Source organism: Iodobacter sp. CM08 (genome assembly GCF_033446605.1).
Taxonomy (GTDB): Bacteria; Pseudomonadota; Gammaproteobacteria; order Burkholderiales; family Chitinibacteraceae; genus Iodobacter.
Genome location: NZ_JAWQUO010000040.1, coordinates 16660 through 42651 on the forward strand (window position 1 = coordinate 16660; position 25992 = coordinate 42651).

Genomic DNA, 25992 nt, shown 5'->3' on the forward strand with positions numbered 1-25992 from the left:
ATGAGTATTTTTAATCAAAAAAATATGCAGGTTGCTAATCTGCATTAGAATTTAGTAATATGCAGAGCTTATCTAACAGAAAGACTGCTATTCATTTAGTTTTCTAAAATAATAATTACTTACAATAATTGTGCTAAAAAGGGAGTAGTTCCCTTTTCTGTAAGCTTAGGTGCTTAGAGATTATTGAAATTTTTGCTCTACCACGGGAAAATTAGCGGTGTTTATGCTAAATAATTCTTGCTTACTAATACGTGATTAGCTGGTGTAGTGAAACGAATCGTTGAGGCGTGCTTTGAAACTAGAAAAACTTGCGCTGCGTGGGCGCATTTCTCTGCAGTTTGCAGTTACAGTTACCTTTATGGTTATGCTGGTGCTAACCCTTGGCGCAATTATTACTTTGCAAATGAGCAACCAAGGAAAAATGCTCAAAAATTTGAGCAATAAAGTGATTTCTGCAGAAGTGGCCGCAGTGCGGAGCGATTTAAATATTTTTCTTCGTGCTCCCGCTCTGGCTAATCGAATGGCTGCGGTATTGCTGACGGAGCAGTATTCAAATTTAGATAAAGATTTATCCCAGTTTGAAGCGCCATTTACCCATATCTTAGAAAAAATATTTCCAGACCAAAAACACCTTAGCTTGATCTCTTTTGGCTCCATTCATGGTGAATATATTGCGGTTAGTCGTGAAATACTCACCAATAAATTTTCTTTACTACTTAAAGATGGTAGAACCGGCGGCAGTTTAAATTTTTATAGTGGTTTAAAATCTACTGATTCAATTCTGCATCAGTTTAATCCTTATGATCCAAGGGTTAGGCCTTGGTATGCCCCCGTTAGTCGCAGTAAAAAACCAATGTGGACTACCGCATATCAAGATTATGATGCCATTCAAGGAGTCACTATTTCATTTAGCAGCCCGCTTTATGATAAAAATAAAAGTATGATTGGTGTTGTTGCTAGTGATATTAAATTAAGTAATTTTAATCAGTATTTAAAATCTAGCCCTAATCTAGGTAGAGGGGCTATTTACATTGTTGATCAACATAATGAACTTATTTCTCATTCAAGTAATGAAAAGCCTTTGCCACGGTTATCAATTACTGAGCTATCGAAACAAGATAACGCTACTTTGCTTAAGGCCAAGGATAGCTCTAATGAAATGGTAAGAATGAGTGCAAAATTTATTGAAAATAAAGAAATTAATGATATTGAATTTAATCTTGGTGATGAAAAAATATATGGCAGAGTTTTTAAATTAGCCGATGACAATGGTTTGGATTGGAGAATTGTTATTCTTATTCCAGAGCGGGATTTGTTGGGTGATTTAATCAAAGATATGATGGTTACTTTGGCTATTGTATTATGTATTGGATTAATAGCCGCCTTGGCGGCGTGGAAAATATTGGCCAGTATTACGAAGCCCATTTTGCTGGCAGCGCAAACTGCTAAATTATTAGCTAAGCAAGAGTGGCAGCCTACGATTGCAGGTGGGCTACAATTAAAAGAAACCACTTTGCTTGCAAATGCATTTGATGAAATGTCGAGTGCCTTATCTAGCTCGTTTGAGCAGCTTAATTACCGAATTCGTCATGATCAAGTCACCGGCCTGCTTAGCCGTGAAGGTCTGCGTGAAGAAATGTCTGAGTTAGTTAAAAAAGACTCCGCTAGCAAGTGGGATGCATTACTGCTGATTGGTTTAGATAATTACAGAAGTATTCATGACAGCATTGGCTATGATCAGGGGGAAGAATTACTCTGCGCCATTGTTAATAATCTTAAGCAGCATTTGCCAGAGCAGGCGCTGTTTGCCCGGGTTGCAGATACAGAGTTTGTTATTTGCATGGATATTGATGTTGATAAAATTTGCATGACTGAATTAATTCAGGGGATATTAGATAGCTTTACTCAATCTTTTCATTTGCAGTACGATGAGGTTTTGATTAGTGCCAGCCTTGGTGTGGTATCCGCCCGCTTTAATCATCTTGATTTGATCGAAAACTTAAGAAATGCGAGCATGGCTTTGAATAAAGCCAAGGGTAAAGGGGCTAGCTCATATGAAATATTTCAAAGTGATATGGTTGAGCAGTCTACGCAAAAAATTCATTTAATTTCAGAGCTTAATGCTGCGATTGAGAAAAATGAATTTAGAGTTTATTTTCAGCCGGTTGTTAGGTTAAGCGATAGTAAAGTGATTGGTGCAGAGGCTTTGGTTCGCTGGCAAAGTGGCCAGCGTGGCTTGGTTTCTCCTGGCTTATTTATTCCATTAGCAGAGGAATCGGGTTTAATTCTACCTATTGGGCATTGGGTGCTTAGGGAATCATGTCGGCAAATTGCCGAACGTTTAAAGAGTGGTTGGGCTAGTAATTTTGATGTGCACGTCAATGTATCGGTGCGTCAGTTAATTCAATCTGATTTCTACCAAGTATTAGAAGCAACATTACAAGAATTTGATTTACCACCGCATAATTTAACGCTAGAAATTACTGAATCTATTTTGATTGAAGATAGTAATGTGATTGCTACACTGATTAGCCGAATCAGAAGCTTGGGGGTAGAAATTGCCATTGATGACTTTGGCACTGGTTATTCATCAATGTCTTATTTGCATCAATTTGCTTTTGATTGCTTGAAAATCGATCAATCCTTTGTGAGCCGCTTTTTGGATAATCATAAAAGCGAGGCCATTGTCTCTGCGATTATTCGCCTAGCGGGTGGTTTTGATGTGCCGCTGGTGGCTGAAGGGGTAGAAACGGCAGAGCAGGCACAAAGGCTGCTGGAGCTAGGCTGCCAGCGTGCTCAGGGCTATTACTTTGGCCGCCCAATACCCTTAGAAGATTGGCCAGAGATTTAATCCATTGCTGTAAATTTAAATAAAGTGCTATTTGTATGGTGGGTGAAACCCGCGAGCGATATCGAAAAAAGCGACTTGCATCCCATATGTGCTAACTAAAAAAACTACCTGATTATGTCTCTTGCTCAATGAACTCTTTGTAGATAAATTTCTTGAGTGCTGGGCTTGGTTTTTGAATGCGTAGGGCGGGTGAAACCCGCGAACCATATTGAATAAATACGCGGGTTTCACCCGCCCTACGATATTTATAATGAGATTGAGCAAGAGACATAATCAGGAAAAACTATTATATAAATTAGAGGGTTAAATCTTAAACCACAGAGAACACAGAGACCCACAGAGTTTCACAGAGGAAATAAAGCTTTGGCCTAGTCCATTGAGGAAGAGGCATAATCAGGTAAGGTTTTATGTAACTTTGCTTTAGTGCACATAGGCTTGTACCTGCCCTACATAACCGACTATTTATGTTGCTGGTTTAAATTGGCAGCATCATTGCTGATATGGCGGGTTGGTAATCTTTTCTGAGTAAAGCAAATTGCAATAAATCATGATATTGCCCATTCCAAAAACCTGCCTCTCTAAAGCAGCCTTCCTGAATAAAGCCAAGTGATTGCAATGATTTAATTGAGGCAATATTTTGTGGGTGCACTTGGCCATGAATTCGGTTTAGCAGCATATGCTTAAAACCCCAAGCCAGCATGGCCAATAATGCCTCTTTCATCAAACCCTTGCCCTGATGGCTAGGGGCTAATTCATAGCCTATATGGCATGACTGCCAATTTTTATCCCATTTAAATAAGCCACAGCTGCCAATAAACTTGCCATTGTATTCAATCCCCCAGCGGGTGCCGGGATTGGGCATGGTGCGCCAATGGGCAAAGATATCGATCAGTTTATCGGCCTCTGCCAGATCTGTCATCGCATCACAGCCAAACCAGCGCATGGCACTGGAATCGCTATGAATTGCAAATAATGCAGATGCATCGGCGGCGCTGATTTCGCGCAAAATTAGCCGAGCTGTTTTAATCTGTGGAAAAGCATTATCTAGGGTGGGCATAGTGTTTATGCCCTCACGTGGTTAAGTAAATTATTAAGCAATCAGCAGCCCCGCGCTATTTAGCCTTTGCGCAATCGAATTAAGATCGCCTTCGTATTCCCAATACATCACCCTATCGTGTGATGAATTAACTAAGAGATATTTCTCGGTAATGGATTGAATACGCTCTATGGCAATCAGTTTTTCCATAAAAGCTTCATCATGAAATTCTTCGATGATTTCTTGATTATCTGCGGTATAGCCGTGCATCAGCATGGCGGTGCGAACTCTGAGGGCGATGTATTTCATCGGGTTTTCTTTTTGTCACTTTTGGGTTTCGGGTGAACACGGCATGCCGTGCCCCTACGATTTTTTCTTTTTAAGCCACTGCACAAAGTCATCCACAAAGGTAAACACTACCGGTATCACCAGTAGGCTGAGTAGGGTAGAGGTGATTAGCCCGCCGATCACGGCAATGGCCATTGGGGATCTAAAGCTTGGATCTACGCCAATGCCCAGTGCAATGGGGAACATGCCTGCGCCCATGGCGATGGTGGTCATCACAATCGGGCGGGCGCGTTTTAGGCCTGCGTCCATCAGCGCATCAAAGCGGCTCATTCCCTCGCGGCGGGCGACGATGGCGTATTCCACCAGTAAGATGGAGTTCTTGGTGGCAATGCCCATTAGCATAATCAGGCCAATCAAGGTTGGCATAGAAAACGAGCTTTGTGCAATCAGCAGCGCCAAGAAGGCCCCGCCAATGGACAGCGGTAGCGCGGCTAAAATGGTGAGCGGCTGCATAAAGTCTTTAAACAGCAGCACCAGCACCATATAAATGCACAGCACGCCGGTCAGCATGGCGATACCAAAGCTGGCAAACAGCTTTTTCATCTCTTCTGCATCGCCAAATTCGGCACGCTCTACCCCTGCTGGCAGTTGCTTTAAGCTGGGCAACTGATCGACTTCATTGCTTAAGTCCCCAAGTGATCTGCCATTAAGCTCAATATCAAAAATCACATCACGGGCTCTATCGTAGCGATCAATCTGGCTAGGGCCGGATGAAAGCGCCAGCTCGGCGACTTGCCCAAGCGTTACATCACCGCTTTTGGCGGGCACTTTTAGCCGCTTTAATTGTTCTAAGTCTTGGCGGGTGCTATCTGGCAGGCGCACCATGATGGGGATTTGCCGCTCGGGTAAATTAAGCTTGGCCACTGCGGTATCAAAATCACCCACCGTTGCGACTCTAATAGTGTCTGAAATGCTGGCGATGCTCACGCCTAAATCAGCGGCTTTGGCTAGGTCTGGACGGATACTCACCTCGGGGCGCACTAAGCTGGCGCTAGAAGTGACGGCCCCTACGCCTTGCAGAGTGCGCATATCGCGCTCTACATTTTGTGCGGTGGCGACTAAGATCGCTGGGTCGTCCCCACGTAAAATCAGCTGAAATTTCTCTCCCGATCCACCCAAGCCCACAGCAATACGCACGCCGGGAATATCTTGCAATAGCGTGCGTAAGCGGGATTCGATATGAATCTTTTTGTCCCTAGTGGTGCGCTCGGTTAGGGTGAGGGTGAGATTGGCTTTATTGACCTCGCTGACACCGCCCGCCGCAAAAGGATCGGCTCCCGCTCCCCCGCCGCCAATGGCGGTATAGATACGGATGATGGATTTTTCAGTGCTCAACATTTTGCGGGCACGCTCTGCCACAGCGGCTGTTTCATCTAAAGTGGCGCCAGGTGGCAGCTCAATTTTTACCAGCGTTTGCGATCGATCGTCAGGCGGAATAAAGCCAGTTGGCAGCAGTGGCACCAGCATGAGCGAGCCAATAAAAAACAGTAAGGAGAATAGCGCGGTAAGCTTGCGGTGCTGCAAGCACCAGCGGGCCATTTTTAAATAGGCCTGCATAATGCGGCCTTCTTTTTGTGCGTGGGTAATGGGCTTAAGGATATAAGCGGCCATCATCGGCGTAAGTAAGCGCGCCACAATCAAGGAGGCCATCACTGCTAGCGCGGCTGTCCAGCCAAATTGCTTAAAGAATTTACCAGGAATCCCCGCCATAAATGCGGTAGGTAAAAACACCGCAATCAAGGCAAAGGTGGTGGCCACTACCGCAAGGCCAATCTCATCGGCGGCTTCCATCGCGGCTTGGTAAGGCGTTTTGCCCATACGCAAATGGCGGACGATATTTTCGATTTCTACAATCGCATCGTCGACTAAAATCCCCACCACAAGGGCGAGAGATAATAGGGTGATGGTATTCAAGCTAAAGCCCAAGTAAGCCATGCCAATAAATGCGGGCAAGATAGACAGCGGCAGCGCTGCGGCAGAGACCAGCGTGGCGCGCCAGTCGCGCAAAAACCACCACACCACCAACACCGCCAGTATCGCGCCCTCCCACAGCAGCGTCATCGATCCATCGAAGGACTCCTGCACTGGCTCGGCCATATTGTAAGCTTCGGTAATGACAAGGCCCGGGTTGGCTTGCTTGATCTTTGCCAGCGCGGCATGGATGCCGGCTGCTACTTCAATTTCGCTGGCCCCACGTGAGCGGCTAATTTCAAAGCCCACGACTTGCTTGCCATCAAGTAGCGCGATTGAGCGGCGCTCGGCGGTGGTGTCCGCAATGCTGGCCACTTGGTCTAGGCGAATGCTGCGGCCATCATTCAGCGGCAAAATCATTTGCCCTAATTCTGCCGCGCTTTGTACGGTGGCAATGGTGCGAATCGCCTGCTCGCTACCGATTAAATCGCTACGGCCCCCCGATGCATCACGCTGGGTTTGGGCTAGGCTTCTGGACACATCTGCGGCAGAAATACCTAGGGCGGCAAGGCGAGAGGGATCCAGCTCTACGCGCACTTCGCGGTTAATCCCGCCCACGCGGCCAAATTTACCGACGCCAGAAACAGCGCGCACTTCCTTGCTGATTTTATTATCGACTAGCCAAGAAAGCTGTTCTTCACCCAAGGTATTGGATGCCACGGTAAATACTAAAAATGGCACGCCAGAGAATTCTACCTTGCCAATAATCGGGTCTTTTAAATCGCTGGGTAAGTCGCCACGCACGCCGTTGACGGCATTTCTAACGTCGTCAACCGCTTCATTAACGGGTTTTTCTAGGGCAAACTCTACGGTCAGCAGCACGCTGCCATCCTGAATCTTGCTATAAACGTGCTTTACGCCTTGCAAGGCGGAGACCGAGTTTTCTAGCTTTCTAGCTACTTCGGTTTCTAGCTGTGCCGGTGCTGCTCCTGGCTGAATTGCCGTTACCGTTACCATCGGTAATTCAATATCAGGGAAGTCTTGCACCTTCATGCTATGAAAAGACAGCACACCAGCCAAAGACAGTAAGACAAATAACATAATGGCCGGAATAGGATTTCTGATCGACCAAGCTGAAAAATTCATTACTCATCCTTGATAGCTGGGTTAATAAGGTGCAATGCGTCTGAATAAAGCCTCAGACTTATTACACCCTACAGTTTGTAAATGTAATGGCCTTGGCTTGATACCTATAGGGCACGCTTTTGTGCCCACGCGTGGCAAGGTTATTTATTTCTGCGTGGGTAGCTGCCCATCCTTAAACCTTACAAAATAAACTCAATGCGCGGCAGTAATGACTTTTACGATATCGCCATCGGCTAAAAATCCTGCGCCACTTTGGATGATTTTGGAGTCTTTACTAATGCCATTCACGGCCACGCGATTGCTATCTTGTCGCCCTAAAGTCACGCGCTGCATCTTCACTTTATTGGCAGCGCCCAGTACAAATACATGGGCAAAGCCATCGCGCATCACAATGCTATTGCCTGGCAGGGTCAGCACTTCGCCTTGGCCAGTTTGTAGCGTGCCTTTGGCAAACATGCCTGGCTTGGCTTCATCGAGTGAGCGGCTTTTTAAATCGACATATACCAGCAGATTGCGGGTACGCGGGTCAACGGTAGGAGCGGCTTTACGCACCACGCCTTCTACCGTCTTGCCGTTTGGCAGGATGAGATTAGCCTTTTGCCCTGTCTTGATACGTAGCACTTCAGCGGCGCTGACTTCGGCCCGCCATTCCAAGCGGCTTTGCCTTACCAGCTTAAATAACTCCTGCCCAGCTTGCACTACGGCACCCACGGTGGCGCTGCGTGATGAGATCACGCCATCATCGGGTGCAGTGACTTGGCTTTGTTTGATGCGTAATTGCTGGCTAGCAAAACGCGCTTTGGCCGCAGCTAATCGCGCGTTAGCTGCGCCTTCTTGCAGCAGTGCTTGTTGAATTTGCTGGGCACTGAGTGCGCCATTACTGTCGAGCTTTCTAACGCGCTCGGCATTATCGTGTGCTTCATTCCATGCGGCCTCCGCCTCGGCAAGGGCGGCTTGCTGCTGGGCTAGCTCAAGCTTGAGTGTTTCACTGACAAATTGCGCCAAGACTTGGCCGCGCTTTACTTCATCACCCACCGCCGCTTGTACTTCGGCCAAGGCATAGCCACCAATCTCTGCCCCTACGATCGATTCTTGCCACGCTTCGATATTGCCATTAGCGCTAATGATGACCGGCCAATTTTGGCTTTGGGGGGCAGTAAGGGTAACGGTCATGGCGGCGCGAGCGGCCTCTGCGGCGGGCTTGGCGATACTCTTGGGCGTGGTAATCAGCGTGATCAGGCCCAGCAGCAGCAAGCAGGCACTCACAACGGCCAGTTTCGGGTGCTGCTTAATTTTGGCGCTTAATTTTTGCATGAAGAATGATCCATTGTGCTTGGCCTACAAGGTGCAATGCGTCTGAATCAAGCCTCAGACTTATTGCACACCCTAAGGTTTGTTGATGAAATATCCCTAACTTAATGCCATGGGCAAGGTACAGTTCACCCGACTTACATCGCCCGCCCACCCAATGCCTTATACAGGGCGATCCAATTTGCGCTTTGCTCTCTTTGAAGGGCCAGCAAACGAGTTTGGGCGGCTAGCTCATAGCGCGCTACTTCTGCCACTTGCAGCTGGCTGGCACTGCCCACCTTGTATAGGGCTTGGCTGGCTTTGAGCTGCACACGGGCGTAGCTGAGCTGGTGTTCTAATTCTGCGGTTCTGTGTTGGCTATCATCCAAACGCAGCATATATTCTTCTATTTCACGCACGGCTTGGCGTACTTGTAGCTGGTAATTGGCGGTGGCCTGCTGGTAGCGGGCAAACGCTGCGTCTTGTTTAGAGCTAAGTTCGCCTGCATTAAAAATGGGGATATTAAAGCTGATGCCGTAAGACCAGTTACGGCTATCTAAATTAATGCCTTCGCTGATTTGGCAGCCCACGCAAATCATGCCAAGTAAAGAGGCGGATGGGTAACGCGCTACTTTGCGCACGGCGACTTCGGCAGCCGCAGAATCTAAGGTGTAGCCAGCAATGCGGATATCGGGGCGTTCGGCCAGCACTTCGGCGGGAACGCTTTTAATAGCAAGGGCTGGCCGAGCAGGCATCAGCCCTGCTTCAGCCGCCAGCATCTCACCAAGCTTGGCTTCTGGCATGCCAGTCAGTGCGACCAGCGCTTTGAGTGTGACGCGGCATTGCGTTGCTAACTCGGCCAAATGATAGCTAGCATCACTGGCTTCGTTATCTGCTTTGGCGGCATCCACCACGCTAGCAAGGCCCACATCCACTTTACTATGCAGCAAGCTTGCGCTGAGTTTTTGCGATTGCAGTACTTGATCTGCTAAGTTTGCCTGCCCTTTGCAAGCACGGTAGCTCACCAAGGTATTGGCTACTTCGGCGGCTAGGCTGGCTTCGGTAAGCTGCTGTGCGCTTTCGCTGCTGGCCATATTGGCGTAAAGGCTTTGCTTGGCTGCAGCAATCCCGCCCCAAAGATCTAGCTCCCAGCGGGCATCAAGGCCTAGGCTAGCTAAATTCTGGGCCGAGCCTGGGTCTGGTAAATTATGTAAGCTACGATTGTAGCTAGCAGTGGCGCTGACATTGGGCCATAAATGAGCGCCAATCGCGGCAGCCTCTGCACGGGCTTCGCTAATTTTAGCCTTGGCTTGCGCCATAGTTGGGTGGTTAGCCAGCGTTTGTTGCAGTAAAGTATTGAGCGTTTGATCCTGCCAGCTGGCCCAGCTATTGGTGGTTTGCTGCGAGGATAGATATGGGGCATTCCACTCGCTGGCCGTAGCTAGATCGCCATCTGCCGGTTTAGGGATCGTCACTGCACAGCCTGATAGTAGACAAGCCAATCCTAGCAAGCGGAACAGATGCGGCATACAGATCCTTGAGCAACGCGATAGGTGGTGGGATAGTTGTTATTTTTGGGCATAGTTTGTGCTGGTCACTATGCTAAATGAGTCATATTACTAAGGCAACCGTGGTTTGACATTTATACATATTGATAAAAATATCATTACTTGTTTGCAACTGTCGTAAGATGGCTTGATCTACTCTTTATTGGTGGTAGCCAAATTTTTATCGTAAATGTTTTATGCGGCAATCTCGCCAGATTTGCCGTCTAATGCTAATCTTCGTGTAGTTTTATTACAGGATTTGTTCGATGGCAAAAGGTAATCTATTTGTGGTGACTGCACCTTCCGGCGCAGGCAAAACCACATTGGTCGCAGCGCTGCTTGCTGCAGACCAAAACGTGCAATTATCCGTATCATTCACCACCCGCGCACCACGTCCAGGTGAAGTTGATGGTAAGGATTATCATTTTGTAGCGCGTGAAGTGTTTGAGCAAATGATCCTAAACGGTGATTTTTTTGAGCATGCCGAGGTTTACGGCAATTACTACGGTACCTCGCAAACATGGATTAATAAGGCTATTGATACTGGCCGCGATATTCTGCTTGAGATCGATTGGCAGGGCGCAGCGCAAGTTCGTCGTTTATTTCCAGACGCTGTTGGGCTGTTTGTTTTGCCGCCTTCGGTTGAGGTATTAGAGCAGCGCTTAAAAAACCGTGGCAAAGATAGCGATGAAGTGATCGAGCGTAGAATGGCGGTAGCAAAAGAAGAAATCAGCCATGTAGAAGAGTTTGATTACGTGATTGTAAACGAGCATATCGACGAAGCCGTGCGTGATATCGTGAGTGCTGTGCGGGCAGAACGTCTGAAATTGCATAGGCAAAGTGCCCGTCACCAAGTGCTGATTAGTAGCTTAAAAGCGGGCTAAGCCTCCTTTTAATATGAAGTTTGCAGATTTACTGGGCAATCTCCTTACGAAGCAGGCTATTTTCTGCTAGAATCAAGGGTTAGTCGCAGGAATCTGCGAATCACCATCACAAGGGACACTGCCATGGCTCGCGTTACCGTAGACGACTGCCTTAACCGCATCGAAAATCGTTTTGATTTGACCTTAGCTGCAGCTTACCGCGCTCGCCAAATTGCAAACGGTTCTACTCCACAGATCGAGCACAATGGCCGTGAAAAGCCAACTGTACTTGCGCTGCGTGAAGTAGCCGCTGGTTTGGTAAGCAAAGATATCTTGATTAAGCGCTCTTAAGCTTTTCTGGCCCAGCTTGCTGGGCCTGTTTTTTTTGGGCTTTGAATATGGAAATGTTACTAGCAGATATTGATTTGCCAGAGTTGGCGAGTACAGCTCCGGAAGTGTTCGCCGATGCAAATCGTTTTTTATCGCTAAACACATCGTATTTAAAGATAGAAGACCGGCAATTCTTGGCCGCCGCTTTTTGCTTTGCCGATGCCTCACATCGGGGCCAAACTCGCCGTTCTGGCGAGCCTTATATCTCACATCCGCTCGCAGTTGCCACCATTCTTACCCAATGGAAGCTCGATGCCCAAGCTTTGGCAGGCGCATTGCTGCACGATGTGATGGAAGACAGCGGCGTTACCAAACTAGAACTCACCGAAAAGTTTGGTAAAACAGTTGCCGAGCTCGTCGATGGCATGAGCAAAATCGATAAGCTTGAATTCCAAAGTAAAGAAGAAGCGCAGGCAGAGAATTTCCGCAAAATGCTCTTAGCTATGGCGCGTGATTTACGCGTTATGCTGATTAAACTTGCCGATCGTTTGCATAATATGCGCACTATGGATGCGATGCGTCCAGATAAGCAAAAGCGTATTGCGCGTGAAACGATGGAAATCTATGCGCCAATCGCCAATAGAATTGGCCTCAATAGCGCCTATCAAGAATTAGACGATTTAGCTTTTAAATATTTGCACCCAAATCGCTATGGGGTATTGTCTAAGGCATTAAAAGCCGCACGCGGTAATCGCCGCGAAGTGGTGGGTAAGATTTTAGATTCGATTAAAGATAAATTGGCTACGGCTAAAATTGAAGCCAGCGTCACTGGGCGTGAAAAAAACCTCTATAGCATTTATCGCAAAATGCAGGAAAAACAACTCAGTTTTTCTGAAGTGCTAGATATCTATGCGTTTAGAGTGATTGTAAAAGACGTGCCTACCAGCTATCTCACGCTGGGCTCCTTGCATGCTTTATTTAAACCAATTCCAGGCAAATTTAAAGACTATATTGCGATCCCCAAAGCCAATGGCTATCAAAGCCTGCATACCACGCTATTTGGCCCTTATGGTACGCCTATTGAGATTCAAATTCGCTCTGGTGATATGCACCGCATTGCTGATGCTGGCGTGGCTAGTCATTGGATGTATAAAAGCGGCGATGAGGGGTTTTCTGATGTGCAGAAAAAAACCCATCAATGGCTGCAATCTTTATTAGAAATTCAAGCCGAATCCGGCGATGCAGTTGAGTTTTTAGAGCATATCAAGGTTGATCTATTCCCTGATCAGGTCTACGTATTTACCCCTAAGGGCAAGATTTTTAATATGCCTGCCGGATCAAGCTGCGTTGATTTTGCCTACGCCGTGCATTCAGATATTGGCGATAGCTGTATTGCGGCAAAAATTAATCATGAATTAGTGCCATTACGCACCCGCTTAAAAAATGGCGATCAGGTGGAGATTGTTTCTGCGGTACACGCACGGCCAAATCCCTCTTGGCTAACCTTTGTGACTACCGGCAAGGCCAGATCGCATATTCGGCATTTCTTAAAAGGCATGCGTTTCGAAGAATCGGTATTGCTGGGTGAGCGCTTATTGGCCCAAGGCTTTGCTAATTTAAATCAGCCTTTGCAAAATGTCAGTGATGATGTGTGGGATCGCTATTTAAAAGAAAATGGCGAAAAATCGCGCGAAGTAGTGAAAGCGGAATTAGGTTTAGGTAAGCGTTTGGCGGTTGTGGTAGCTAAACGTTTATTGCAATTAGCCGGTAGTTGGCAAGATGAAGCTGCCTTAGGGCGTAAACCCGCAGCGGTTGCTGTACGTGGTGGGGAAGGCATGGCGATTCAATGCGCGCGATGTTGTAATCCTATCCCTGGCGATCCTATTTTAGGTTTTGTTAAAAAAGATCAAGGGCTCGTGATTCATACTCACGATTGCCCGCAAATTGCCCATGGCCGAATTGATAGCGAAAAGCTCATTGATGTGGAATGGGATGCTGATGTGAATCGGCTATTTGATGTGCCTGTGCGTATTTTGGCGCAAAATGATAGAGGCACTTTAGCGCAAATTGCTTTGGCGATTGCCGATGCCGATGCCAATATCACCGCCGTGGCTACCCAAGAGCCAGAAGGCTTTTCTGAGCGCTATATGCAGATTCAATTTACCTTGCAGGTGAGTAATCGTACACATTTAGCCAAGGTGATGAAAAACCTTCGCCAATTACCTTCGGCTTATCGCATTCAAAGAATGCGAGCATAGCGTTTAATTTTTTATATCTTAAATAAAACACATCATGCAAATCTCAATAAATGGCGAAGCCCGCGAATTTACCGCTCCACTTACCCTGCTGGATTTAATAGCTTTGCTTGAGCTCAAGGGCAAGCGGATTGCAATCGAGCAAAATGGCGAAATCGTACCTAAAAGCCAGCACGCCACCACGTATCTTAGCGAAGGCGATGTGTTAGAAATGGTGGTTGCCGTCGGTGGTGGTTAAGTTAGGCTAATGGGCGAGTATAAAACTTGCTCCTACCGTGTTTCTATTCAGAGTTAAGGGGCGTATATGTCGGATCAATTTCAAATTGCAGGACAAGCTTATCAATCACGCTTGATTGTGGGCACAGGAAAATACCAAGATTTTGCTCAGACCCGCGCGGCGGTCGATGCCTCAGGTGCAGAGATTATTACCGTGGCGATTCGTCGGGTAAATATCGGTCAAGACGCAAACCAACCCTCTTTGCTTGAATATCTACCGCCATCCCAATTCACTTACCTGCCAAATACAGCAGGCTGTTACAACGCCACCGATGCCGTGCGCACCTTGCGCTTGGCCCGCGAGCTATTAGACGGGCATAAGTTGGTTAAGCTAGAAGTGCTTGGGGATGCTAATACGCTTTACCCAAATGTGCGTGAAACTTTGATTGCCGCTGAAACCTTGGTTAAAGAAGGTTTTGATGTGATGGTTTATACATCGGATGACCCGATTGTGGCTAAAGAGCTAGAAGACATCGGCTGCTGCGCCATTATGCCTTTGGCTTCTTTAATTGGCTCAGGCATGGGCATCTTAAACCCATGGAATCTGCGGCTGATTATTGAGTCGGCTAAAGTGCCGGTACTAGTGGATGCCGGTGTAGGTACGGCATCGGATGCCGCCATTGCGATGGAACTAGGCTGCGATGGGATTTTGATGAATACCGCGATTGCTGGCGCAAAAGATCCAATCCTCATGGCCCGTGCCATGAAGCTAGCCGTAATGGCAGGGCGCGATGCATTCTTAGCTGGCCGTATTCCACGAAAACTTTATACGGCAGACCCAAGCTCGCCGGTTTCTGGCTTGATTGCTGCGAAGTAAATAAAACAAATCCAAACCTTTAAGCACGGAGAACACAGAGGACACGGAGTTACACAGAGAAAAGCAATCCTGATTATGTCTCTTGCTCAAACAAAGCCATGACATGTAGGCCAATATTCTGTAGGGGCGCTGCTTGCTGCGCCCTGTTCAGCGAGGGCGCAGCAAGCAGCGCCCCTACGAGTTAGCACTATTGGCGTTGATATTCTCAGACCAACGACAAAAAATGAGCAAGAGACATAATGAGAAAAGTAATTGTGCTTTATCAGCAAAGGGCTCAATTTAAAACTGTTTTTCTCCGTGAGAGTCCGTGTTCTCCTTAACTCCGTGGTTCACGGTTTGGGTTTTGTTATAAAATAGCTTTAATTAGAAAACACGCCGCGCGATGCGGCGTTTTTGTTTGCAAGGAATTGAGAAATGGAACACCCAAATTATATGCGCCGTATTCGCAGTTTTGTGCTGCGCCAAGGGCATTTATCTACTGGCCAAGAGCGCGCTATTGCTGAATTTGGCGAGCAATTTTGCATTCCCTATCAGGCTGAAGTTTTGGATTTAAATGCGGCTTTTGCCCGTACTGGTCCAAAGATTTTAGAAATCGGTTTTGGTATGGGTGGCCCCACGGCGGAGATCGCCAGCAATAAGCCAGAAACGGATTACCTTGGGGTAGAGGTTCACACGCCAGGCGTGGGTAGCTTGCTCAAGCTCTTGGGCGAGCAGGGCTTACAAAACGTGCGTATCGTGCAGCACGATGCGGTAGAAGTGCTAGAAAAAATGCTCGCTGCCAATAGCCTAGATGGGGCGCATATTTTCTTCCCCGATCCTTGGCATAAAAAACGCCATAACAAGCGTCGTTTGATTCAGCCAGATTTGGTGAAGCTTTTATGCTCTCGTATCAAAGCTGGCGGCTATGTGCATTTGGCCACCGATTGGGAAGACTACGCCATCCAGATGTTAGAAGTGCTTTCTAATGAGCCAGCATTGCAAAACACCGCAGCAAGCTATGCCGAAAGGCCAGATTATCGCCCGCTGACTAAGTTTGAAAACCGCGGCATCAAGCTTGGCCATGGCGTGTGGGATTTGGTGTTCCGTAAGGTATAGTGCTTGGGGCGTGGCCTTAGCCAAACTCAATACGCTTTAAATACGATGTAAGCCGCTGCGCCTGTGGTGCTTGTTCTTGCTTGCATTCGCTTTTTTACCACTGAATGGGGTATTTCGTGCAATAGCGCTTTATTTTTCCTGATACTTGCCGATAACCCAGTGATGAGCCTGTTCTTTCGTCAGAATATGGTGGGTAAAAAGTAAATAAAGCGCTGTTGGTATTAGATTCGCAGCTGTGGATTAAATACCGGCAGAGCCTAAAAGGTGGGATAAAAATGCGGATTAAACATATTTTACTGTCGCTTGCGACCATGCTGGCTTGTGCTGCTACTGCTTACGCGGATGACGGTAGTAATCAAGTCGTGTCTGCCGCTGGCTATGGCGCGCCGCCGCAAATTGAAGGTTTATCGGGCGCACAGCGCCGCTTAATGTCGATGCGTGCTTCTAAGCTGGATGCCTATCGTGCCTTGGCCGAAACGGTACAGGGTTTTAGATTGGCAGGTAATAGTACGGTGGCGGCTTTATCGGTGCAAAATGACAGCTTTCGCACCTATGTAGATGCCTATTTGCGTGGTGCACGTGTGGTATCGATGAATGCCCTGCCAGAGGGCGCTTATGAAACTATTTTAGAGCTGGATATGTCTAAATTTGCTGGCGAATCTAGCTCAAATCATCCCTTTATGATGCGAGGTCGTTAGTGATCAAAGCCTGTGTGCTTAGCTGTTTGCTGCTGAGTAATAGCTATGCAGCAGAGATTGAGGGCTTATCTGCTATTGGCGTAGGCGGTGTTCCTATGGCTAAGCAGGAGGCGATTCAAGATGCTTTGATGCAGGCTTCTTTGTGGAATGGGGCAAAAGTCGAAGCCAGTAGTTTGGTTGAGGAAGGCCGCGTCAGCGAGCTGCAACGGGTAGTGCCGGTGCAAGAGCTAAGCCGGTATAAATTGCTGCGAGAATGGCGTGAAGGTAGTTTTTATCATGTACTGATAGAGAGCGATCCAGCGCCAGAAGTGCCGCTCAGCAAAGCCCCCGTCGCCAGCGCCGTTACTGCAGTAAAACCCGCAGAGAGCATGGCTGCAGCCAATGTTTTGCCGCCAACTGCGCCACGTTATGCTCAGTGTCCACAGGCAGATTTTGCCTACAGAAAAAAACTATTATTAGCGCATTTCCAGTTGCAAAACCCAGCGGATGCCAATGATATTGTGCATTTTCAAGATGGTTTTCAGCAAGAGCTGAGCCGGCTGCTTGCCGCATCTGATCATTACCTGCCGCTGCGCACGGTCAATGAAGCCGCTTTTAATCTGCAGCCAGGCTTTTATGACCCCATATTGCAACCAGAACGAGTGAGAGAGCTAGCCCGCCGCTATGGCACTCAGTTTGTGGTGGGGGGCGTGGTGCGGGATATTGGCCCATATGGTGAGCGCTATAGTCTTGCTTGGGGGAATGATATAAAAAGCGGCGAGCGTAGGATTAGCCCGAGTATTCCTATGTTGCAGCTTTCTAGCGGCTTGCCAAGCATTGCCCCACTAGGGCTAAAAGTAAAACCTTCCTCGCGCCGGTTTGAGGCCGATCTCTATGTGTTTGATGGTGCCAGTGGTGCACTATTAAAACAGCAGCGCTTTACGGATTCGGCCACTGGCGAGGTGATGCAAGGCAGTGATTATGTGTTTGGATCACGGCGTTTTTATGACACTGATTTTGGTCAGATGGTTGAGCAGCAATTGGGCAAAATTGTGGCGGGTGTGGATGATGCTTTAGCCTGCCAAGCGTTTGCCGCCAGAATTAGCCGAGTCGAAAAAAACCGTGTTTTTCTTGACGCAGGCAGTACGGCTAGATTGGCTAAAGGTGATAAATTACAGCTGTTCCGCGTAAAGAGCACCAATCAAGTGGTGGCTGCGCTGAATGGGGATAGCAGTATGTCTTTGGGCATGCCAGAAGAATTGGTTAGCGCGGTGACCATTACCCAAGTACAACCTTTGTTTGCCATTGCAGTTTTAGAAAACGGCAGCATCACCCCAGAGGTGGGGGATTATGTGCGTTTTAGTATGAAGGAATCCCGATGAAGATCCTTAGGCTAAGCATTGCGGCCACTATCGTGTTGACGATGACCGCCGTAGAAGCCTCTCCTCCCTATCGCTTTGGCCACAATGGCCGCCGAGTGTCTGCGCATGCTCCGGCCCCAGCCCCAGCTAAGGTCACACATGGCTCTACAGCCAGCAGTAAGTCAGGGCCAACGGTGCAGGCTAGGCCACAGCCGCATGTTGAAACCTTACCTGCCACGGTTCTGACGCGCTCGGCCGCAGCACCGATGACAAGTAGTGGCATGACATACTCCGAGCCAAAATTAAGCACAGCACAAGAAAACGAGCTGCGCTGGCGGCTATACAGCTACCCTTAGGGGCAGACTGATTATTAAGCTCTGATGTTACGCACCCATCATTAAAAATTAATGGGTTACCATTTCCTCAATCAGCGACAGAGCACATTCCGCCTAAAGACCTGCGTAACATCAGTTAAGTTGATATTGCGGCGCACCCAGCGTTGTTCTCTACGGCCATGCTTAGTTGGGCAAAATATTGCAACGACTCGCCAACCATTGCTGTTTCCAATCCTATTAATTTACCTGATTATGTCTCTTGCTCAGACAAAGCCATATAATTGCATGTAGGCCAATATGCAGTGGGCGCAGCAAGCAGCGCCCCTACGGCTTATATCCATAAATGTCGATCATCTTAGATAAACGGCAAAAAATGAGCGAGAGGCATAATCAGGTCAATTTAAGCGATGTCATTAGAGAAATCGGTTTTCTTAGGGTGGGCAAAGGCGGTTTATCTTGGCCACCCTAAAAATGCTTAAGTTGACAGGATCGTTCCTCCTCCCCTCCGCTTTTTGATTAGCCTTAAAACTAATGCTATGCAGCGCCATGCTTGCCGAAACCCTGCCTTATTCCTCATCTTTAAAGGGTTTTTCAAGCCCTGTGTTTGAGCTTAAAAACGCTTAAAACTCAAATAATGTCTTAATTCAATATTCCCTTTTTTCTGTGAAACGCCGTGTCCTCCGCGCCCTCCCGTGGTTGAGGATTTAGGCTCAACTGTGCCTACCTTCTGTTATTAATTTCTTCAGCCTTGAAAGATTATTGTTGCAACGCGCAAAGATAAGTGTAAGCAATAGTAATAAATAAGCTAAAACGATAGTGCTTGTCGTCATAAATTCCCCCGCCATAAACTGACATCACAGCTTTCAGTCGCAGCTTTTAGTTTGTTTTTGGCCGCGATTTAGTTTCTGTATGCGAGTGCTTTCACTTTTTAATAAAGGAAACATCATGGCAGAGCAAGTTAAACGGGAGTTAAAGCGCTCGCTGAAAACCATCCACCTATGGGGCATTGCGGTGGGTTTGGTGATTTCTGGCGAGTATTTTGGCTGGAGTTATGGCTGGGATAAGGCGGGCACGCTGGGGTTTATGATCACCTCCTTGGTGATTGCGGCCATGTATACCACTTTTATTTTTAGCTATACCGAGCTAACCACCTCGATTCCCCATGCGGGCGGGCCGTTCGCCTATGCAAGGCGCGCCTTTGGCCCCACAGGTGGTTATATCGCAGGCATGGCTACCTTAATTGAGTTTGTGTTTGCCCCGCCCGCTATTGCGCTGGCTATTGGCGCTTATTTAGGCGTGCAGTTTCCTGGCTTAGACCCAAAACACGCGGCTTTGGGTGCTTATATCGTGTTTATGTTTTTGAATGTGATTGGCGTGACCATTGCGGCAACTTTTGAGCTTTGTGTCACCATCTTGGCAATTTTAGAGCTGATGGTGTTTATGGGCGTGGTGGCGCCAGGCTTTGCATGGAGCAATTTTATGGCCCACGGCTGGTCGGGAGCGGATCATTTTAGTAGCGCATCCATTAGCGGCATGTTTGCGGCGATTCCCTTTGCCATCTGGTTCTTTTTAGCGATTGAAGGCGCGGCCATGGCGGCAGAAGAAGCAGAAGACCCACGTAAAACGATTCCTCGTGCCTATATCAGCGGCATTTTAACGTTGGTGGTGCTGGCCATTGGTGTGATGGTGTTTGCGGGCGGTGTGGGGGATTGGCGTCAGTTGGCTAATATCAACGAGCCTTTACCTAAGGCTATGCAAATGGTGGTTGGGACGAATTCAGGCTGGCTGCATATGCTGGTGTGGATTGGGCTATTTGGGCTGATTGCCTCTTTTCACGGCATTATCATGGGCTATTCACGGCAGATCTATGCGCTAGGGCGGGCGGGTTATTTGCCTAGCGTGCTAGCCAAAGTGAATCAGCGCTTTCAAACCCCACACTGGGCGATTTTGGCGGGTGGTGTGGTGGGTGTGGCGGCCATTTATGCGGATTCAGTGATCCAGCTGCAAGGTATGTCGCTTACCGCCGCGATTATCACCATGTCGGTATTTGGTGCAATCGTGATGTACATCATCTCTATGGCAGCCCTGTTTAAATTACGCCGTAGCGAGCCTGCTTTAGAGCGCCCTTATAGCGTGCCTTTTTATCCTATCTTCCCCTGTGTTGCGCTGGCCTTAGCCCTCGTTGCCTTAGTCGCCATGATTTATTTCAACCAAACTATTTTCTGGATTTTTATAGGCTTTATGCTCGGCGGCTACGCCTACTTCCTAGCTACCCGTCAAGCCAGAGACGATGCACCCCATGATGAAATGCTGCAAACGGTGGGGGATGTGGTGAAGTAAGGCCAACATTAAAACCCAAATCTTGAACCACGGAGGCCACAGAGGACACGGAGTTTCACGGAGAAAAGCGTTTTAATTACTTAAAGCCCAGCAATCTGGATCCATATCATAGCTCGTCGCACGGGGCTTTAAATCACCCCTTGAAACACGCCGGAGCGAGGAACAAGCGGGGCGGGGTTTCGGCCAGAGAGCGAGGCAGCGAGCCAATCTCGCCCGCCGCCGACTCGATTGTCCGCAGCGCAGGGGCCTTCGTGTTTCGTGGGGTGGCCTTCTTTGGCTTCGTTTCTTGGCGAAGCAAGAAAGGAAGGGTCCGCGGTGGCAACCGCTCCAAAATCAACGTGCCGAAGGCACTTAATCTTTAAGTAAGTGGGTAAATACCCACTCTCACGCACACCGCATCAGGGGATCAATATGCAAGCTCGTGAAGTGAAAACAATAGAAGATGCAATAGCCGTGGTGGAAGCCAGCGGACTGAGCCATATCAAAGTGGGAATATCTGATATCGATGGCGTGATGCGTGGCAAATATGTATCGAAAGAAAAGTTTTTTTCCATACTTAAAGGCGGTCTTTGTTTTTGCAATGTGGTGATGGGTTGGGATAGCAACGATCAGCTCTATGACAATGTGGAATACACCGGCTGGCACACCGCTTACCCCGATGCTCAGGCGCATATTATTCCCGAAAGCTGCCGTGAGCTGCCGCTAGAAATGGTTGATGGCAAGCCGATGCTGTTTTTCTTGGGCGAATTCAGTGGCGACGCCGAAGCCATTTGCCCGCGCCAGCTTTTAAGCCGCATCGTTAAAAAAGCCGCTGATATGGGGTATCTGGCTTATTCCGCGCTGGAGTACGAATTCTTTGTGTTTAAAGAAACGCCAGAATCAGTGCGGGCTAAAAACTATCAAAACCTCATCCCCTGGACACCCGGTTATTTTGGGTATTCCATTTTGCGCAGCACGGTGCATGCCGATTTTTATCATCAACTGCTCAAGCTATGTGAAACCATGGATATGGGCATCGAAGGCCTGCATACCGAAACCGGCCCAGGCGTATTAGAGGCCGCGATTGCCGTGGATGAAGCCAGCCGCGCTGGGGATAAAGCTTTCTTATTTAAAACTTTCTGTAAGGTGCTGGCGCAGCAAAATAATCTGATGGCCACCTTTATGGCCAAATGGTCGGCCGAGCTACCAGGGCAAAGCGGCCATATTCATTTATCTTTAAATGATATTAAAACCGGCAAATCGGTGTTTTACGATCCTACCCAGCCACACAATATGAGCAAAACCCAGCGGCACTTTTTAGCTGGGGTGCAAAGGCTGTTACCTGAATTTATGGCGATGTTTGGTCAGACGGTGAATAGCTATTCACGGCTGGTGCCAGGCTACTGGGCACCACTGGATGCCACATGGGGCCTAGAAAACCGCACCACCGCACTGCGGCTTATCCCTGGATCGGCTAAATCGCAAAGGGTGGAAGTACGCATCGGCTCGGCAGATGCCAATCCCTATATCGCCCTTGCCGCAGCGCTTGGTGCAGGCCTCTACGGCATTGAGCATCAGTGGGAGCCAGAAGAAATGGTGGTGGGTAATGCCTATACCCAAACCTTTCCAGATCGCTTACACCTGCCCAATACCCTTGGGGAAGCCGCACAACGCCTAAAAGCATCCGAAGCCGCCCAAGCCCTCTTTGGCACGCCCTTTGTGAATCACTTTGTCGCCACGCGCGAATGGGAAGAAAGAGAATTTCGCAAACATGTAACGGATTGGGAATTAAAACGCTATTTTGAGATTATCTGACGCTGAAAAAGGTCTGTGGGCACAGAGGACAGGAATGTAGGGTGGGCAAGTTTTTTGCCCACGCGGGCTGTGCGTGACTCTCCGCGTGGGCACGATAAACCATTGTGCTCACCCTACAAGGGTTTCCTATGAAGATTTTTCTCTGTGTTCTTTGTGTGCTCAGTTTTCTCTGTGTCTACAGATCTTTTTAAAGAATTTTTTTAAAAACCATTCCACCCACTTGGAGTAGCTATGCCTGAACTGATTACGATGAGTCCTATCGATGGTAGCGAAGTGGTGCGGCGTGCTTATGCCGATGAGCACCATATCGCGGCTACTTTACGCCGTGCCAAGATTGCCCAGCGGGATTGGCGGCAGGTTTCTCTGCTGGAGCGTGCGGCGGTGCTGAGCCGGGCGGTGGATGGTTTTACCGCCAATAAGGATGCGATTGCAGAGGCGATTACGCGCCAGATTGGCCGGCCTATTCGCTATACACCCAATGAAGTGCTTGGTTTTGATACTCGGGCGCGGCATATGATGGCGATTGCGCCTGAGGCATTGGCTGATATCCGGCCAACGCCGATCGATGGCTTTAATCGCTTTATCCGCCGCGAAGCGCTGGGCGTGGTGCTGGTGGTGGCACCGTGGAATTACCCGCTGCTAACTGCAGTGAACGCGATTATTCCGGCGCTGATGGCGGGCAATACGGTGATCCTAAAACACTCGGCACAAACCCCGCTGTGCGCCGAGCAAATCCACGCCGCCTTTGTGGCTGCAGGCCTGCCTGCTGGCGTGTTCCAATATTTGCATACCGATCACGCCAGCACGCAAAAGCTGATTCAGGCTAAAGAAATCAAACATGTTTGCTTTACCGGCTCGGTCGCTGGCGGCATCGCCGTGGAGCAGGCCGCTGCGGGGCGTTTTATTGGCGTGGGTTTAGAGCTGGGTGGCAACGATGCGGCGCTAGTGCGTAGCGATGCCGATATTGCGCATGCCGTGGATACGCTGGTTGATGGCGCGTTTTTTAACTCTGGGCAAAGCTGCTGCGGTACTCAGCGCATCTATGTGCACCAGTCGGTGTATCAAGATTTTGTCGATCGCGCACTGGCGCTGACCGAGCAATATGTTTTGGGCAATCCGCTGGATGCCGCCACCACCCTCGGCCCTGTGGTGCGCGTGGCCGCCGCCAATGCAGTGCGAGCGGTAGAGGCTGATGCACTGGCTAAAGGCGCAAGCCAGATTGTCGATACCCGCCGCTTTACGCTGGATGATGGCAAAGGTGCTTATCTGGCCCCAAGGATTTTTACCGGCGTAAATCACCATATGCAGCTGATGGCCGACGAATGCTTCGGCCCTGTGGTGGGCATCATGCCGGTAAAAAACGACGAAGAAGCCATCCAATTGATGAACGACAGCCCATACGGCCTAACCTCTGCCGTATTTAGCCGCGACGAAAACATCGCGCTCAGCCTAGGCGATCAGCTGGAATGCGGTACGTTTTTTATGAACCGTTGCGATTACCTAGACCCCGCTCTACCTTGGACCGGCATTAAACAAACTGGGCGGGGAGCGACTTTATCGGTACTGGGGTACGACTACCTGACAAGGCCGAAGTCATTTCATTTGAAGCAGATGTAATGTTTTTCTTTATGTAGAAAAACCCAAATCTTCAACCACGGAGGCCACAGGACACACGGAGTTTCACGGAGGAAAAGCATCGAGGGTCTAGTAGGTGATTGGGTTTTGAGTCGATTTAATTTCAGAAAACGGAGTTTAAATCTCGGCTCTCCGCATGGGGCTTAATAATCCCCTTGAAGCACGCCGAGCGAGGAATAAGCGGCTCGGGGTTTCGGAAAAGGGGTAGCGAGGCAGCGAGCGCGCAGCCTTTTTCGCCGAGGCGATTATCCGCAGCGAGGGGCCTTCGTGCTTCGTGGGGGCGCCTTCTTTGGCTTCGTTTCTTGGCGAAGCAAGAAAGGAAGGCCCCTGCGGTGGCTACCGCACCTAAATACTGTGCCGAAGGCACTTAAAAGATCTGTTGTGATTTTAATCTACGTTACAACTTGCCAAGTCTAAGGTAAAAGCGGCGGGTTTCACCCGCCCTACGATGATGGAAACTGAAATCAACCACAGGATACTTAAATGAATCTCGATCGCTACACCGTAAATTGGAATTACCCCACCAATGTGAAATGTGGCGTGGGGCGGGTGAGGGATTTGCCGCAGCTAGCGCGATCTTTAGGCATTAAAAAGCCATTGCTGATTACCGACCCGGGGCTGGCCACTTTATCGCCCGTACTGAGCACTCTGACCTTGCTGGATGGGGCTGATTTGCACGCAGGCCTGTTTCATCAGATTAAGGGCAACCCAACTGGGCAAAATGTGGCCGACGGGGTGCAGGCTTACAGCGAGGGCGGCTATGACGGCATCATTGCGCTGGGCGGTGGCTCGGCGCTGGACGCGGCCAAAGCGGTGGCGATGATGGTTGGGCAGAGCGGCCCGCTTTGGGATTATGTGGATGAAGGGGACAACTGGCTGAGGATTAAAACGGAAGGCATGGCTCCGCTTATTGCCATTCCTACCACGGCGGGCACAGGCTCCGAAGTAGGCCGAGCTTCGGTGATTACCCATGAAGCCGAGCACGCTAAAAAGATTATTTTTCACCCGCGCATGTTGCCTGCCATTGTGATTTTAGATCCTGTTTTGAGCACCGGCTTGCCCGCTAAGCTCACCGCAGCCACGGGTATGGATGCCTTAAGCCACAGCTTAGAAGCCTATTGCTCACCGTTTTATCACCCCATGGCTAGCGGTATTGCCTTGGAAGGCATGCAACTAGTACGTGAGTGGCTGCCGCGTGCCGTTGCCGATGGCACAGATCTGGAGGCGCGGATGCAAATGCTGGTGGCATCCAGTATGGGGGCGACGGCGTTTCAGCGCGGCCTGGGTGCAATGCACGCCTTGGCGCACCCGCTGGGTGCGCGTTTTGATGCCCATCACGGCATGCTCAACGCCATTCTGATGCCCTATGTTTTAAAAGCCAATCAGGCCGCCATTGACGAGCGTATCACCGCCGCCGCCCGCTACCTTGGCCTGCCCAACCCTTCGTTTGCCGCCTTTCTAGACTGGATTTTGCGTCTGCGCGAAGAAGTTGGCATCCCACATACCTTAAAAAGCATAGGCCTAGATGAATCCTGTCTGGAAACCATCGGTGCAGAGGCCGTGGCGGATGGCTCGCACGGCACCAACCCGATTCCGTTTACTCCACAGCAATATCGCAATATTTGCGCGGCGGCTTTGGACGGATTGTTGTAGAAGTTTTTGGGGCTTTGCCAAACCCAAATCTTGAACCACGGAGGCCACAGAGAACACGGAGTTTCACGGAGAAAAACAAGCCTTGAATTACGTTGCTTTCTAGGTTTTAAGTATTTCAAAACTCAGCAATTAGGATTCGTATCGCTATGAGTGGCAGTGGGCTTAAATCTCCCCTTGAAACACGCCGGAGCGAGGAACAAGCGGGGCGGGATTTCGGCAAGGGAGCGAGGCAGCGAGCCAATCCCGCCCGCCGCCGACTCGATTGTCCGCAGCGCAGGGGCCTTCGTGTTATTGGGGTTGTGGCTTGGCTGATGTAGGCTGCTAAATATGGACACCTTCAATTGAGATAAAATCATCTCTGGAGGTAAGTCATGGCAAGTCGTTATACCGCTGCATTTCGTGCAGAAGCCGTTAAATTAGTACTCGAACAAC

At 48.9% G+C, this 25992-nt stretch carries 19 protein-coding genes; 14 read left to right on the plus strand and 5 right to left on the minus strand.

Annotation, left to right across the window (positions count from 1 at the left end):
- Positions 1 to 292: 292 nt before the first annotated feature.
- The gene (locus tag R6242_RS18465) at positions 293 to 2851 is read left to right on the plus strand and encodes an EAL domain-containing protein (protein WP_318429686.1); all 2559 of its coding nucleotides are present in this window, start codon (positions 293 to 295) and stop codon (positions 2849 to 2851) included.
- A gap of 475 nt (positions 2852 to 3326) precedes the next feature.
- Here R6242_RS18465 and R6242_RS18470 read toward each other — a convergent pair whose 3' ends face one another.
- The 5 genes from R6242_RS18470 to R6242_RS18490 all read right to left on the minus strand — a co-directional run bounded on the left by R6242_RS18470 (position 3327) and on the right by R6242_RS18490 (position 10111).
- Positions 3327 to 3908: a GNAT family protein gene (locus R6242_RS18470; protein ID WP_318429688.1), complete on the minus strand. Its 582-nt coding sequence runs from the start codon at positions 3906 to 3908 to the stop codon at positions 3327 to 3329.
- Between the two features lie 33 nt (positions 3909 to 3941).
- Positions 3942 to 4196 carry a hypothetical protein gene (locus tag R6242_RS18475; RefSeq protein WP_318429690.1) on the minus strand — a complete coding sequence of 85 codons (255 nt, stop codon included), beginning with the start codon at positions 4194 to 4196 and terminating at the stop codon, positions 3942 to 3944.
- A gap of 54 nt (positions 4197 to 4250) precedes the next feature.
- Positions 4251 to 7292: an efflux RND transporter permease subunit gene (locus tag R6242_RS18480; protein WP_318429692.1), complete on the minus strand. Its 3042-nt coding sequence runs from the start codon at positions 7290 to 7292 to the stop codon at positions 4251 to 4253.
- Positions 7293 to 7484: 192 nt separating this feature from the next.
- Positions 7485 to 8606, minus strand: a complete 1122-nt coding sequence (locus tag R6242_RS18485; protein ID WP_318429694.1) for an efflux RND transporter periplasmic adaptor subunit — start codon at positions 8604 to 8606, stop codon at positions 7485 to 7487.
- A gap of 134 nt (positions 8607 to 8740) precedes the next feature.
- A complete protein-coding gene (locus R6242_RS18490) occupies positions 8741 to 10111 on the minus strand; it encodes an efflux transporter outer membrane subunit (RefSeq protein ID WP_318429697.1) in 1371 nt (456 codons plus the stop codon).
- Positions 10112 to 10395: 284 nt separating this feature from the next.
- On the opposite strand from R6242_RS18490, the gene gmk reads away from it, so the two are divergent.
- From gmk to R6242_RS18555, 13 genes are all read left to right on the plus strand, one after another.
- A complete protein-coding gene (gmk, locus tag R6242_RS18495; RefSeq protein ID WP_318429699.1) occupies positions 10396 to 11013 on the plus strand; it encodes a guanylate kinase in 618 nt (205 codons plus the stop codon).
- A 123-nt stretch (positions 11014 to 11136) separates the two neighbouring features.
- A complete protein-coding gene (gene rpoZ / locus R6242_RS18500) occupies positions 11137 to 11343 on the plus strand; it encodes a DNA-directed RNA polymerase subunit omega (RefSeq protein ID WP_130106914.1) in 207 nt (68 codons plus the stop codon).
- Between the two features lie 53 nt (positions 11344 to 11396).
- Complete coding sequence (locus R6242_RS18505; protein ID WP_412100568.1) at positions 11397 to 13580, plus strand: RelA/SpoT family protein; 2184 nt, start codon at positions 11397 to 11399, stop codon at positions 13578 to 13580.
- A gap of 34 nt (positions 13581 to 13614) precedes the next feature.
- On the plus strand, positions 13615 to 13815 hold the full coding sequence (gene thiS / locus R6242_RS18510; RefSeq protein ID WP_293932192.1) for a sulfur carrier protein ThiS: 201 nt from the start codon (positions 13615 to 13617) through the stop codon (positions 13813 to 13815).
- Between the two features lie 66 nt (positions 13816 to 13881).
- Positions 13882 to 14670, plus strand: coding sequence for a thiazole synthase (locus R6242_RS18515; RefSeq protein ID WP_318429704.1), 789 nt, complete (start codon positions 13882 to 13884; stop codon positions 14668 to 14670).
- 414 nt (positions 14671 to 15084) lie between these two features.
- On the plus strand, positions 15085 to 15765 hold the full coding sequence (gene trmB / locus R6242_RS18520) for a tRNA (guanosine(46)-N7)-methyltransferase TrmB (protein WP_318429706.1): 681 nt from the start codon (positions 15085 to 15087) through the stop codon (positions 15763 to 15765).
- A 275-nt stretch (positions 15766 to 16040) separates the two neighbouring features.
- On the plus strand, positions 16041 to 16463 hold the full coding sequence (locus R6242_RS18525; protein WP_318429708.1) for an LPP20 family lipoprotein: 423 nt from the start codon (positions 16041 to 16043) through the stop codon (positions 16461 to 16463).
- Positions 16463 to 17824: a flagella assembly protein FlgT middle domain-containing protein gene (locus R6242_RS18530; protein WP_318429710.1), complete on the plus strand. Its 1362-nt coding sequence runs from the start codon at positions 16463 to 16465 to the stop codon at positions 17822 to 17824. The genes R6242_RS18525 and R6242_RS18530 overlap by 1 nt, the downstream gene beginning before the upstream one ends.
- Positions 17821 to 18159, plus strand: coding sequence for a hypothetical protein (locus R6242_RS18535; RefSeq protein WP_318429712.1), 339 nt, complete (start codon positions 17821 to 17823; stop codon positions 18157 to 18159). The genes R6242_RS18530 and R6242_RS18535 overlap by 4 nt, the downstream gene beginning before the upstream one ends.
- A gap of 924 nt (positions 18160 to 19083) precedes the next feature.
- Positions 19084 to 20478 (plus strand): ethanolamine permease, encoded by a 1395-nt coding sequence (gene eat / locus R6242_RS18540; protein WP_318429716.1) that lies wholly within the window; start codon positions 19084 to 19086, stop codon positions 20476 to 20478.
- 411 nt (positions 20479 to 20889) lie between these two features.
- A complete protein-coding gene (locus R6242_RS18545; RefSeq protein WP_318429718.1) occupies positions 20890 to 22272 on the plus strand; it encodes a glutamine synthetase in 1383 nt (460 codons plus the stop codon).
- A 231-nt stretch (positions 22273 to 22503) separates the two neighbouring features.
- A complete protein-coding gene (locus tag R6242_RS18550) occupies positions 22504 to 23889 on the plus strand; it encodes an aldehyde dehydrogenase family protein (RefSeq protein ID WP_318429720.1) in 1386 nt (461 codons plus the stop codon).
- Positions 23890 to 24390: 501 nt separating this feature from the next.
- A complete protein-coding gene (locus tag R6242_RS18555; protein ID WP_318429723.1) occupies positions 24391 to 25560 on the plus strand; it encodes an iron-containing alcohol dehydrogenase in 1170 nt (389 codons plus the stop codon).
- The last annotated feature ends 432 nt before the right edge of the window (positions 25561 to 25992 follow it).